Origin of the sequence: Clostridioides sp. ES-S-0054-01, from assembly GCA_021561035.1 — a bacterium.
Lineage (GTDB): Bacteria > Bacillota > Clostridia > Peptostreptococcales > Peptostreptococcaceae > Clostridioides.
This window is the reverse complement of sequence record CP067346.1, coordinates 717,827-732,141: the sequence shown is the minus strand read 5'-3', so window position 1 is coordinate 732,141 and position 14,315 is coordinate 717,827. Positions and strand designations below refer to the sequence as shown.

Below are 14,315 nucleotides of genomic sequence, written 5' to 3'. Positions count from 1 at the left end.
ATTGTTTGTGTATTTATTATCTTTTGGACTTATTACAGATTTTTACTCCCTAAACCTAATTAGTAAAAACTTCTTAGAATAGCATTTTTTGAACTAATTTTTTTGAATTTTTTTTATTTTTCCTACTTTAATATTAATTATAGCTTCAAATTTAACATTTGTATATATTCATTTGAAGCTATAATTATTTTTTATATAAAATTTTTTTAATATTGTATTAATTTAGACATTTTGACTATTTTTTCTACTTTAATTCATTTATTTCAAACTATTTATCCTATTTCATACTCTTAGCTACGATAGCCCCATATGCAATAGAATATAATTTAGATTCATGTGAATCAGCTCTTGATACTAAAACTATAGGAGCTTTTGCACCCATAATTATACCTGCTGATTTAGAGTCTGCCATATATGTAAAGGCTTTCCCTATTCCATTACCAACCTCTATTGTTGGAACCAATATGATATCTACATCTCCAGATACTTCACTTTTAAAACCTTTTATTTTACTAGCTTCTTTTGAAACAGCCAAATCAAAAGCCAAAGGACCTTCTACAATTACATTGTCACCAAATTCTCCTTCTTTACAAGCATTTGCTAACATATCTGCATCTACAGTTGCCTGCATTTTAGGATTTACTTTCTCTTTAGCTGCCAAGCATGCAACTTTTACAGTTTCCATCCCTAAAGCTTTTGCAGCTTTTATAGAATTTTTTAATATCTTTGCCTTTTGTTCATAATCAGGTGCTATGTTCATTCCTCCATCTGTAGTTATAAGTAATTTATGGTATTTTTCTAACTCATATACCATGACATGGCTTAATAAACTATCAGTTCTAAGACCATAATCTTTATTTAACACTTCTTTTAGTATGACAGATGTATCTAATAAGCCTTTCATTACAAAATCGGCTTCTTTACTTGATACTAATTTAACTGCTATCTCTGCACACTCTTTGATGTCATCCTTATCCACTATTTTGATACCATTTAAATCAAATCCTATTTCTTTTGATATTTCTCTTATTTTTCCCTCATTTCCAACCAATATAGGAGTAATTATATTTCTTTCTACAGCATCCTTTATAGCCATTAAAACTTCTTTATCATGAGCTGCTGCTACAGAAAGTACTATTTTCTCTCCTCCCTCAAGTTGCTCTAAAATATCATCTAATTTTTTTATCAAAAGTAACCCCTCCCTTATATATATTTAACTAAATAATACCATATTTGCTATACCTTTTTTCAATTTATTTTTTATGTTATAAAGAATTTATATAACTAAAAGATAGTTCAACATTTTATTCTGGAATTTCATCAATAACTCTTAAAATCTTTGCAGGAACACCACCCACAATAGTATTTTCTGCAACATCTTTTGTGACAACTGCTCCAGCAGAGATAATTGCATTATCTCCAATAGTAACTCCTGGGACAATAGTTACATTAGCACCAATCCATACATTTTTTCCTATTATAATTGGAGAAGGATAAATTGTATCACGTTTGTCTGGTGCAATACCATGGTTAAGTGTAGCCAATACAACATTATGCCCAATTTGTGTGTTATCTCCAATCTCAATACCACCCTGGTCTTGAAAATGGCAACTGCTATTTATAAAAACATTTTTTCCTATAGTGATATTTTTTCCACAATCCGTATAAAATGGTGGAAACATAAAAAATGATTCATCCACTTTCTTTCCAATTAACTCAGAAAACAAACTACGGATTTCTTCTGGCTCATGATAAGAAGAATTTAGCTTACTTGTGATTTTCATTGCTTCATTACTCAACTTAACCATAAATTCATGTATTTCTGATTTACTAGAGACAGGTTTTCCTTGATTGACATGTGTTAAAAATTCATTGATATTCATTTTATACATCCCTTCAATATACGCTTTAATTTATTTATATATTCTAAATAATCATATTACTTATAAAAATTAGTTTAATTAATTTTATAAGTAATATGATTACTCCTTTTAGTGTAATATACTACTCTCTCTATATCAAATACCTATATTAAATACTTAAATATACTTAAAAAGCATAAAAATTGATATAATTACATAATAAATAAGCTAGTAAAGGAGGGCTAACTATGGAGCTAAGAGTATTAAGATATTTTTTAGCAATCGCAAGAGAAGAAAGTATATCTGGTGCAGCGACCTTTTTGCATATAACACAACCAACACTTTCTAGACAGATTATGGAGCTTGAGGAAGAGTTGGGAGTTAAATTATTGATTCGAGGAAATAGAAAAATTACATTAACGAATGAAGGTAGACTTTTACATAAAAGAGCCGAGGAAATTATATCATTAGTTGATAAAGTAGAATTGGAATTTGACAATCCCAATGAGATTATTAGTGGTGATATATATATAGGAGGAGGAGAAACCGAAGCTATGCGACTTATCGCTAGAACTGCACATCATTTTCATCAAAAATACCCCAATGTAAGATACCATATTTTTAGTGGAAATGCTGATGATGTAACTGAAAAATTAGACAAAGGACTGCTTGACTTTGGGATTTTAATTGAACCTGCAAACATACAGAAGTATGATTATACACAAATTCCTGCTACTGATGTTTGGGGTCTACTAATGCGTAAAGATAGTATCCTCTCATCACAAAATACGATAAATCCAAAAGATTTATGCAATATTCCTCTTATTATTTCAAGGCAGACACTAGTTGATAAGGCAATTTCTAAATGGCTTGAATATAGTACTGAAAAGCTAAATATTGTTGCAACATACAATTTAGTTTATAATGCTTCTCTTTTGGTAGAGGAGGGTCTGGGTTATGCTTTGTGTTTAGATAAACTCGTTAATATTACAGAAAATAGTAATCTTTGTTTTAGACCGCTATCTCCTCCTTTAGAAGCTAAGTTAAATATTATATGGAAAAAGCATCAAATATTTTCAAAAGCAACAGAAAAATTTTTACTTCAAATACAAAAAGATTTTTCTTCTATCATGTTGGATACATCTAAGTTGGATATATCTAAGTTGGATATATCTGAAGAAAAGTAAATAACAAGAATAAAAAGTGGGTGTGTCTCAAAATGAACCCTTTAGTTCATGAGGCACTCTTTTTTGTATAAAGTTAAATATGTTTTCATCATTTCATCAATGAAAAAGAGGCTTATCTCTATTTTGAGACAGCCCCACTTAACCAATAAATGAAATACAATTTAACAATACTCTTACTTATTTATTCCAAGCTCCCTTAAGCAAGCAATCGTAATTTCATCTTGTGGATTTAATTCATAAGCTCTTTCTATATAGTAAGTTGCATCATCAATATCACCATTATTTAAATAAGCCATTCCTAAATTACAAAGTATTTCTGGGTCTTCCTTTATCTTAGCAGCTTGTTCAAAATACTCTATCGCTTTATCTAGATTATTTTTATAAGCCTCACAAAGCCCCAATTCCACTATAGAATCCACTTGATTAGGCTTTATTATCAATATCTTCTCAAGATACATCTTAGCCTGTTCTATTTCGCCCATACCCTTATATCCAAGGGCTATCATGAACAACAAGTTCCACCAATCCATATGTTCTTCTTCTAATGGAAGTAACTTCTCTAATCCTTCTTTAAACTTACCTTGGAATACAAGCGTATATCCCTCTTCGTATTGAACTTTGAAGTCCATCTTTCCTAAATTGTCTTGTATCTCAGCCACCAAATCAGCATCTAACCCCAGTCTTAAAGCATCTTCCCAAGTTAACTTAGTCTTTAAATATTGACCTTGATTATAATAATGGTAACCTAAGTGATAATAACCTAATGCAAAATTCTCATCAACATCAATTACCTTTTCAAGCTTAGCCATTGCTTCAAGTAAGAATGCATTCATCGCCTTATCATCCATATCTTTTTGATACTGTTTTGCTATCTCTTGGCAAACAATCGCATAATTATACATTGCATCTAAATCATCTGGATACATTGTTATAAATGCTTTTATATATATTAAAGAATCTGTATATTCACCAATCTCAAAGTACTTTCTCGACATATATCCCATATACGCTTTCAAATCTAAATCAATATCTTTTGCTAAAGCATTTAAAAACTTCTCATACTCTGCATTGTTTTTAAATTTACTATCTATCCCAATTATATATATCATTGCATCTGCTATAGACATTGAATTTAACTTATCTTGAGCAGTCTTTTCTTTTATTCCTTTTACTAATACCTCATTTTTTATAGGTACATCTAATCCACCTTTTGGTATTTCATAGCCTTTTAATTTAAACTCTCCACCATGTTTTATAGTTATAAAAGCTAATTCCTCTGCTTTTTTTAGCAAATATTTTTCTATTTTAAAATCCATTTTATCCTCCTAAATACTTAAATCTCTACTTTATGAGTTTTAGATTTCTCAAATATTTTTTTAGCATCATACTCAAATAAGACTACATTTTCTTCTTCTCTTATTTCTGTATTTATATCATTTTTTAAATCCACAACATTAAATCTAAATGACTCAAAATGAACATATTTTATTATATGTTTAGCTGGTTTATCAACAAAATTAGGTAAATATGTTGATAAGTTATCATTATCCTGTAAAAATACATGGCATCTATTCTTAAAATCATCCACATCTAGCTTATTAAAAAACTTCGGAATATTTGATGTTTTTCCCAGTGATATATAGTCATACTTTAATATATCATTGAATACATCATTATCTATATTAATTTCTTCATTATAGAAATCCATAAATATTTTATATAATTGGTTCTTCCCTTGTGCCAAATCAAAGTAACCATTTTTATCAAAATACTTGGCAAAAGCCTCAAAGAATTTAAAAGGGCTTTGCTTGTAAAATCTGCCTATAATATATCTCATAGATAACACAAAGTTTTTAGAATTGTAGTATCTCTCAAGTATATCTTCTATATCCTTTAGCTTCAAAGTTTCTTCATAACTTATATAATTATTGTATAAAAATTCATATGGAGCATAATCCTTATATTTAAAACCATGCTCATCTGCAACTTTTCTCATACCTGTCCCTTTAATCATCTTTAAAAAACCTAATTGTAGATGCTCTATACCTAGATTAAATACATCATTAAACGAATTCTCAAAGCTCTTATAATCTTCATAAGGCAGTCCTGCAATTAAGTCTAAATGCTGATGTATATTTCTATAGGATGCTACAGTCTGCACAACATGAGACAATTTTTTAAAATCATCTCTTCTTCCTACTGCATCAAGTGTTTTTTCATTTGTTGACTGCACACCTATTTCAAATTGGAAAAGACCTTCTTTACAATCAGCTAAAAATTCAAGCATCTTATCATCTATCAAATACGCTGTAACTTCAAAATGATAAGTTGTATAGCCATTATCATTCTTCATAAGAAAATCCATGATTTCCATAGCCACTTTTCTATTTGCATTAAAAGTCCTATCAATAAACTTTATCTGTGATACTCTTGCATCTATTAAAGCTTTTAAATCACTCTTTATCCTATCTAAGCTAAAATATCTTAGACCTGGAATAGTAGATGATAAACAGTACTGACAGTTAAAAGGGCAACCTCTTGATGATTCATAATACACTATTCTATTTTCATATTCTTTTGGATTCAAATTTTCATAAGGGCTAGGAATCTCATCCAAATTTTGAAGTAATTCCATAGGCTTATTTACTATTATCTCATTGGCTTGTCTATATACAAGTCCATTTACATAATTTATTTCCATCTTTCCTTGCAAATGGAGTACTAAGTCTCTAAAAATTAACTCTCCTTCTCCATAAAGTATATAATCCACAAAATCATACTTTTTCATTGCCTCATAACTATCATAACTCACTTCTGGTCCACCTAAGGCTATTTTAGTATTAGGTCTAATTTTTTTTAGATTATCACAAAGCTTAACTATATCTCCCACATTCCAGATATATGTTGAGAACAATATTATATCATATTCATTTTTATATATATCCTTTAAAATATAGTCCAAATCATTGTTTATCGTATATTCTTTCATATCAACATCTATCAAATCTCTTACAAACTCTTTTAGGTATCTTATAGCTAAATTTGTATGAATAAACTTAGAATTCAACGTTGTTAATAAAATTTTCAAACATTTCTCACCTCTTTTTAATATTATACTGTCTTTTTGTACCACTTATAGGTTAAAATAGTATATGTAAAGTTTAAATAATATCTATATAATTAATTTATTAATTTCAAGTAATGTGAGGAAAGGAAGTTTTTTATGGAATTAATTGAAAAAGTATCTATCAACTCTTTATCAAAAAGAGATTTACTACTTATTATAAAGTCTCTTGAATACACTAATGAAAATACTCAAATTAGTGATTTCATCGACCTTAGAAATAATATAGTAAAAGAATTATGTTTTTTAACTGACACTAAGGAAAAAGATTTTTTAGATTATCTAGAAAAAAATAGTACACTCTAATAACCTAAACCTTTTTAAACTTCAATATATAAATACCTGATTTAGAATTTATTTTTATACTTAATATATTATCATTAAAGGTTTTTGACATAACTGTTATTTGATTAAATATAGGGTCTATTGTAGTATTGCCTTCTTCAAGTCTTATAAGACTTCTTGGGTCTATTTTTTTGTTATATGCTTTAACTCCAACTTTATATTTTCTCAATTTAACAATATATTCTGACATAGACAAAATAAAATCTATATTATCTTCGTTTAATTTACTATCTTCACCTAAAATGGATAATATAGATTTTTTTATGCTATTAATTCCTTCATTTTCTACAGTTCTATCTTCCATATATACATCATATAGAACATTTAAAACATTTAACAGAATACTTTCTTCATCATAATCGTCAAATTTCAAATCAATATATTTATCAATTAATTGTATTGCTTTAATCCTTGCCATCTGAAACTTTACAATATCCGATTTGTCTAATTCTATAGAAAATCCGATTATCTTGTCTTTAATACTCTGTAGTAATTCGACATATTCTATTTTACTATTATTTATAAGATTGTGCATAATGGAATTATACACTACAGAACCTAATAAATAATCAAATAAAAGTTCTTCTTTTTTAAAATAACTAACATACTTTTTTATTAGTTTAATAACCTCATCTTCACTTTTTTGAATATTAGTATTTGATAAAATTAGTGGTAATAAAATATTTAAAAAGTTGATGTTTCCTATTTTCTCTCCATAAAATCTATAGTAAATAAGTTCATCTCTAAGTCTCTTTTCGTCTATATATACACATCTTTGCGTTTTATCATCTATTAAGGATTTTGTATTTATTATAATTAAATCTTTAAGAGCCCTACTTGCACTACTAAAAGAAGATGTGTATACCTTTTTTAGTAAATCGTCATTCATAAATATATCCTTTCTGAAAAATTGAATCTAAATATTTTGTTATTAAAAAAAAAGAGACAGCCCGTTTAAGAAGCTGTCATATATAGGGGGATAGTAGTGTACAAAAATCATTGTAATCTACTATCTATATATTATTATACGATACTACTTTTTTATATGTAAAGTATCAGTTTTCGACATTCCTATATTTTACAGTTATACAAATTGCGTACTAAGTTCAATTTTATTCTTTTTATTTCAACATTTTATCGTACTACATTCTTTCTGGAGCGTGCATTCCCAACAATTTCAGAGAATTTTCTAAAGTTTGTTTTGTAGCTAGAACTAACGCAAGTCTTGCTTTTCTGATTTCCAAATTTTCTACTAAAATTGGATTATCATGATAAAATTTATTAAACGCTTGAGCTAAATCTAACATAAATCTAGTCACTATATGTGGCTCATTTTTCTTTAGAGCAAGTAAAATATTCTTATTGAATGATTCTATAACTCTAAGAACTTCTGCACTATCTTCATCAGCTAATAGACTATAATCTATATCAGAAGTCACTTCTACTTCTGCTTTTCTTAAAACTGCACAACATCTAGCATGTGTATACTGAACATATGGTCCAGTTTCACCATCAAAACTCAACGTTCTTTCCCATGAGAATGTATAGTCTTTAATTCTACTATTAGATAACTCTTGGAACACTACTGCCCCAACACCTACTTGCTTAGATATTTCATCTACATTTTTAGCATTTGGGTTTTTAGCTAGTATAATATCCTTAGTCTTTTCTATGGCTTGATTTAAAGCATCTTCTAAAAATACGACTCTTCCTTTTCTAGTTGACATAGTACCTTCTTCAAGAGCTACCATGCCAAATCCAACATGAATTAAATCTTTTGCCCAATCATATCCCATAAGCTCAATTACCTTAAACCATTGTTGGAAATGTAAATTTTGTTGAGAACCAACTACATATATACACTTGTCAAAATCATAAGTTTCCTTTCTATATAATGCAGCAGCTAAATCTCTTGTCATATATAATGTTGAACCATCATTCTTAGTAATAAGCGCTGGTGGCATCTTATATTCTTCTAAATCAACAATCTTTGCACCCTTAGACTCCTTTAAAAGCTTTTTCTCTTCTAATAGTTCAATAACCCTGTTCATCTTATCTGAATAGAAACTCTCACCTGCTAAAGAATCAAATTCTATATCTAAAAGTTTATAAACTCTGTTAAACTCTTTTAAGCTCTCGTCTCTAAACCATTGCCATAATTCTTTTGCTTCCTCGTCACCATTTTCTAATTTAGTAAACCATGCTCTTGCTTCGTCTTCCATTTCTGGATGCTGTTCAGCTTCATCATGGAATCTTACATATAATTTTAGTAATTCTGGAATTGGATTAGATTCTACTACTTCTTTTTCTCCCCACTTTTTAAAGGCAACTATTAACTTACCAAATTGAGTTCCATAGTCACCTAAATGATTTATTCTTATAGTCTTGTATCCTTGTGAATCATATATCTTATATAAGGCATTACCTATAACAGTAGTTCTTATATGTCCTATGTGGAAAGGTTTTGCTATATTTGGAGAAGAGTACTCAACTATTACAGTTTTATCTTTTCCAAAATCACTATGTCCGTAATTTTCTTTTTCATCTAAAACTTTTTTGATTACAGTTTCTGCTAATTGAGATTTATTTACAAAGAAATTTACATATCCGCCTAATTGTATTACTTTTGTTATCTCTCCACTTGGTTCTATACTTTCTGCCAATTCACTTGCTATCATGTTTGGAGCTTTTCTAAACACTTTAGCCAATTTAAAGCATGGAAAAGCATAGTCACCCATGTCCTTATTTGGTGGAACTTCTATAAGTGCCTCTATCTCTTCTTTCGATAAATCTTCTATTTTTTCTTTAAGGCAATTTGATATTGCCACCTTAAAATCTTGCATCCTGTTGCTCCTCTCTACATTGTTCCTGATTTATATTGTGCTTATCTCTTTATGTTAAATCAAATTTCGTGTTTTTTCAAGTATTTCATTACAGTGTAAAACACTTTAATAATTATGTTTTCTGTATATATTAAAAATACTATAATTGCAGTTTTTAATCACGCTATTATTGATTTTTTATAAGCCTTTTTTCTATTTTATTGTTTCTTATACTATCCAGTTGACTTTATATACTTTTTTTAATCTTTTATTAATTTTCATACATCAATGTTAACTTTACATACTTTTTTACTCTTTTATTAATTTTCTATAAATCTTTTTCACTCTTAACTTTTATTCCTTCTTCTTCTAATAGCCTTGCTGTTATGCCTTTTCCTGGTATCTTTTTACCTGAAAAACTACCATCATATATTAGATTACATCCACAAGAGGGGCTACCCTCTTTTAGTATTGCTTCGCTACATACATATAAATTTGCTATTTTTAGAGTTTCCTTAGCCCCTCTTACAAAGTTTTCTGTCACATCCTTATTATCTTTAGTAATTACTTTTCCATCAACTATCTCAGCAGGTGGCCTTGGTGTAGATAGACCACCTAATTGCTCTGGGCATACAAGTGTAAATTCTTTGCCTTTTAAATATTCCTTGACTTTTTCATTTTCATTATTATCGCCACTATATTTACAATTTATTCCTATTAAACATGCAGATACCAATATCATAAAAATGTGCTCCTATACAAATTCTTAATATATTCTCATACAAATTACTAATGTATTCTTATACAAATTATTTTAATTTAACAATTGTTACTCCTGCTCCACCTTCTCCATATTGACCACCTCTTTGTGATTTTACATGTCTATTTCTTCTTAAAATATCTTGTAGACCTGCTTTTAATACTCCTGTACCTATTCCATGTATTACTGTTACAGACTCTAAACCTGCCACATATGCATCATCAAGATATTTTTCTACTTCCATAATAGCTTCTTCTAAGTTTAATCCTCTAAGGTCGACTTCATTTTTTACCTTACCAGATTTTGACCTTATAATGTTTCTCGTTGATTTAGTTACATTTGTTGAAACATCTTTGTGAGTTTTTTGTAAAGATTTAAAAGGTAGAGTCATCTTCATTATACCAATTTGTACAACTGCTTCCTTTCTCTTTTTATCTACTGAAACCACACTACCATTTTGATTTAAAGTTATTACCTTAACTTCTTCACCCGGCTTTAGGTCTTTTATCTCTTTATTTGAGACTTTTGGAACTATCATACTTTTTACTGTTGGTTGAAGACTTCCCATGGAACTAGTCAATTCTTTTCTAAGTTCTTCTATCTTACGATTCTTTTCTTTTGAAGCTCTTTCTTGTTCGAGACTTCTAAGTTCCTTTATTATGATGTCTACTTCTTCTTTAGCTTGTCTTATAATTGAAAATGCTTCTGATTTAGCTTTTTCAATCATCTTATCTCTTTGACTAACCAATTTCTCAAGCTTTTCATCATACTCTACTTTCAGCCTTTCAATCTCCTCTTTTAATCTTTCAGCTTCTTCTCTGTCTTCTACTGCTTTGATTCTATTTTTTTCAACATTCTGTAAAACATCTTCTAAAGCTATGTTCTCTGTATTTATATATTCTTTAGCACGTGAAATTACATAGTCACTTAGCCCAAGTTTTCTAGAAATCTCAAATGCATTTGATTTTCCAGGAACGCCTATAAGCAGTTTATATGTTGGGCTTAAAGTTTCTATATCAAATTCAACTGCTGCATTTTCTACACCTGATTTAGTAAGAGCATAGTTTTTAAGCTCACTATAGTGAGTAGTTGCTATACATTTAGCTCCTACAGAATTTATATCTTCTAATACTGCTATCGCAAGGGCAGCTCCCTCAACAGGGTCTGTTCCTGCTCCTAACTCGTCAAATATAACTAAAGAGTCTGCTGTTACGCTTTGTAATATTGATACTATATTCGTCATATGAGATGAAAATGTTGATAGACTCTGCTCAATACTTTGTTCATCTCCTATATCTGCAAATACATTATCATATACACACATACTACTTCCATAATCAGCAGGTATATGAAGTCCACTTTGTGTCATAAGTGCAAATAGACCTACAGTTTTTATTGTAACAGTCTTACCACCTGTGTTTGGACCTGTTATAACCAATGTGTGGAAGTCTCTTCCTAAATAAATCGTATTTGCTACTACCTTTTTCTTATCCAACAATGGATGTCTTCCATTTTTTATGTTTAAATATTTATCTTCATTTAAAGTTGGTTCTATTCCTCTCATTTGTATAGAAAGTTTTCCTTTTGAAAATGCAAAGTCCAATCTTCCAAGTATCTCTTGATTAGAAATTAGGTCTTCACTCACTTCTCCAACCATAGCAGAAAGCTCTGATAAAATTCTTTCTATTTCCTCTTGCTCCCCTAGTTTCAACTGTCTCAACTCATTGTTCATCTCTACTATAGTCATTGGTTCTATAAAAAGTGTCGCACCAGAAGATGACTGGTCATGAACTATACCAGCTACTTGCGACCTATATTCAGATTTTACAGGTACTACAAATCTATCACCTCTTAAAGAAATTATTGCATCTTGTAAGTATTTTTGATAAGTAGTTGAACTTATTATTGAATTTAGTTTTGACCTAATGGATTGATTTTTTTGAGCTATTCTTCTTCTGATATCTCTAAGCGTACTTGAAGCATTGTCAGATATTTCTACTTCGCTAATTATAGCATTGTATATCTGGTCTTCTATGTCCTTATACACATATAGAGAATTTGATAGAGATTGTATTATTGGATAATTGAAATCTTCTTCATCACTGCTAGATAAACTATTTTTTAATCTTCTAGCCACTCTTAAAGTATCTGCTATCATAATTAGACTTCCTGGGTCAAGGGATGCACCTATATAAGCTCTCTTTACCTTGTCTTCTATATCATGAATACCTTCCAAACCTACTGAACCTCTTTTTATAATAATTGATTGAGCTTCACTAGTTTCTTCTAGCATAGATTTTACTTCTACAAAATCAGTGTTTGGGACTAAATTTTCTATATATTTTAGACCTAAAGAAGATGAGGCTTTCTTCTTTAACAAGTCTATTATTTTATTGTATTCTAAAACTCTTAACGATTTCTCATTCATTTTCTATATTCACCATCCTCGATATTTTAACCTTTTTATTTAATTTTAAAAATGTATGATTTCAAGCATTTCCAATCAAAACTGCAAGTTTTATTTCTCTTTCATTTTTAAAATTATTATATTTTTTCTCTTTTAGATATATTTTACACATATTTTGTATTATACTATGTATGTAGCTATCTATATATTATACATAAACATGCTTTATTTGTAATATAATCTGTTAAAAAAATCTTCTTTAATATTTTTAAAGGAGTTTATTTTAGCTTATTTTAAGCATAGCTACTTATATAAATAAATTAAGGAGGAACATGAGTCATGGGAAACGTATTAGAAGGATTAAAACCAGAAAGTGTTTTTAAAAACTTTGAGAAAATATCTCAAATTCCTAGAGGTTCTGGAAATGAAAAGGGCATAAGTGATTTTTTACTTAGCTTTGGTAAAAATTTAGGTCTTGAAACTATTCAAGACGAAAGCTTAAACATAATAATAAGAAAGCCTGCTACAAAAGGATATGAAAATTGTCCAGGTGTAGTTCTTCAAGGACATATGGATATGGTTTGCGAAAAAGAAAAGAATGTTGAACATGATTTTCTTAAAGACCCTATAAAATTAAGAATTGACGGTGACATGATATATGCTACTGGAACTACTCTAGGAGCTGACAATGGTATAGCTGTTGCTATGGGTATGGCTATATTAGAAGACAACACTTTAGAGCATCCTGCACTAGAAGTTTTAGTTACTGTTAATGAAGAAGATGGTATGAATGGTGCAGATGCACTAGACCCTAACTTAATTAAAGGTCAATACATCCTAAATATGGACTCCGAGGAAGAAGGATACTTATTAGTTAGTTGTGCTGGTGGTAAAACTTGTGTTGTTAGCTTACCTGTTGAATACAAAGAAGTTGAAGGTGACAAGCAAGGATTATTAGTTGAGGTTACTGGACTATTAGGCGGACACTCTGGTATGGAAATTGTTTTACAAAGAGCAAACGCTAACAAAGCAATAGCTAGAGTATTAAGTGTGTTAGATGTTGATTATGAATTATCTTCTGTTGATGGTGGTACTAAGCACAATGCTATACCTCGTGAAGCTAAGTGTGTAATAGCTGTTAATAAAGCTGATGTTGAATCTGCTAAAAAACAAATAAATGACATTTTAACTGCATTTAAACATGAGTTTACTACTTCTGACCCTGGTATGACTTATTCAATAGCTGAAACTTCTGTAGACAAAGTTCTTACTAAAGATTGTAAAGAAAAAGTTGTTCAAATGTCTTGCTTAACTCCTCATGGAGTTCAATCAGTAAGCCTTGATATAGAAGGATTAGTTGAAAGTTCTACTAATTTCGCTATAATTGAAACTAAAGAATCTACTATTGAATTCTTAACTTCTGTTAGAAGTTCTGTTATGTCTATTAGAGATGAAATCGCTGATAGAATAAAACTTTTAGCTCAAGCTTTGGGTGCTAATTACGACCTTATAGCTCAATATCCAGCTTGGGAATTCAAAAAAGGCTCAAAACTAGAAAAAATATGCAGTGAAACTTATGAGAAATTAACTGGTAAAGTTCCTACTGTTATGGCTTTACATGCTGGTCTTGAGTGTGGATTATTACTTGATAAACTTCCTCATGCTGAAGCTATCTCTATAGGACCAGATATGTTTGATGTTCATACTCCAAATGAACATGTTAGTATCCCTTCTGTAGCTAATGTTTGGGATTATGTTATTGAAATATTAAAATCTATGAACCAATATTAAATTTAAGATTTGATTCT

The 14,315-nt window shown here is 29.5% G+C and carries 11 protein-coding genes; 3 read left to right on the top strand and 8 right to left on the bottom strand.

The features are described 5' to 3' along the window. Positions 1-277: 277 nt before the first annotated feature. Entirely contained in the window at positions 278-1,189 is a 912-nt protein-coding gene (locus JJC02_03735; protein ID UDN55303.1) for a bifunctional enoyl-CoA hydratase/phosphate acetyltransferase, read from the bottom strand. Between the two features lie 115 nt (positions 1,190-1,304). Beyond that, complete coding sequence (locus JJC02_03730) at positions 1,305-1,883, bottom strand: sugar O-acetyltransferase (GenBank protein UDN55302.1); 579 nt, start codon at positions 1,881-1,883, stop codon at positions 1,305-1,307. Between the two features lie 227 nt (positions 1,884-2,110). Between JJC02_03730 and JJC02_03725 the strand changes: the two genes are divergently transcribed. Then, positions 2,111-3,049: a LysR family transcriptional regulator gene (locus JJC02_03725; GenBank protein UDN55301.1), complete on the top strand. Its 939-nt coding sequence runs from the start codon at positions 2,111-2,113 to the stop codon at positions 3,047-3,049. A gap of 173 nt (positions 3,050-3,222) precedes the next feature. Here JJC02_03725 and JJC02_03720 read toward each other — a convergent pair whose 3' ends face one another. After that, the gene (locus JJC02_03720; protein UDN55300.1) at positions 3,223-4,365 is read right to left on the bottom strand and encodes a tetratricopeptide repeat protein; all 1,143 of its coding nucleotides are present in this window, start codon (positions 4,363-4,365) and stop codon (positions 3,223-3,225) included. 17 nt (positions 4,366-4,382) lie between these two features. Beyond that, the gene (locus JJC02_03715) at positions 4,383-6,137 is read right to left on the bottom strand and encodes a B12-binding domain-containing radical SAM protein (GenBank protein UDN55299.1); all 1,755 of its coding nucleotides are present in this window, start codon (positions 6,135-6,137) and stop codon (positions 4,383-4,385) included. Between the two features lie 135 nt (positions 6,138-6,272). On the opposite strand from JJC02_03715, the gene JJC02_03710 reads away from it, so the two are divergent. Continuing rightward, the gene (locus JJC02_03710) at positions 6,273-6,479 is read left to right on the top strand and encodes a hypothetical protein (GenBank protein ID UDN55298.1); all 207 of its coding nucleotides are present in this window, start codon (positions 6,273-6,275) and stop codon (positions 6,477-6,479) included. Positions 6,480-6,483: 4 nt separating this feature from the next. On the opposite strand, the gene JJC02_03705 is transcribed toward JJC02_03710, so the two are convergent. The 4 genes from JJC02_03705 to JJC02_03690 all read right to left on the bottom strand — a co-directional run bounded on the left by JJC02_03705 (position 6,484) and on the right by JJC02_03690 (position 12,528). Continuing rightward, on the bottom strand, positions 6,484-7,407 hold the full coding sequence (locus JJC02_03705) for a hypothetical protein (protein ID UDN55297.1): 924 nt from the start codon (positions 7,405-7,407) through the stop codon (positions 6,484-6,486). A gap of 253 nt (positions 7,408-7,660) precedes the next feature. Continuing rightward, entirely contained in the window at positions 7,661-9,361 is a 1,701-nt protein-coding gene (locus JJC02_03700; protein UDN55296.1) for an arginine--tRNA ligase, read from the bottom strand. A gap of 307 nt (positions 9,362-9,668) precedes the next feature. After that, complete coding sequence (locus JJC02_03695) at positions 9,669-10,082, bottom strand: DUF523 domain-containing protein (GenBank protein ID UDN55295.1); 414 nt, start codon at positions 10,080-10,082, stop codon at positions 9,669-9,671. Positions 10,083-10,149: 67 nt separating this feature from the next. After that, the gene (locus JJC02_03690) at positions 10,150-12,528 is read right to left on the bottom strand and encodes an endonuclease MutS2 (protein ID UDN55294.1); all 2,379 of its coding nucleotides are present in this window, start codon (positions 12,526-12,528) and stop codon (positions 10,150-10,152) included. 318 nt (positions 12,529-12,846) lie between these two features. On the opposite strand from JJC02_03690, the gene JJC02_03685 reads away from it, so the two are divergent. Then, on the top strand, positions 12,847-14,298 hold the full coding sequence (locus JJC02_03685; protein ID UDN55293.1) for an aminoacyl-histidine dipeptidase: 1,452 nt from the start codon (positions 12,847-12,849) through the stop codon (positions 14,296-14,298). Positions 14,299-14,315 lie beyond the last annotated feature (17 nt).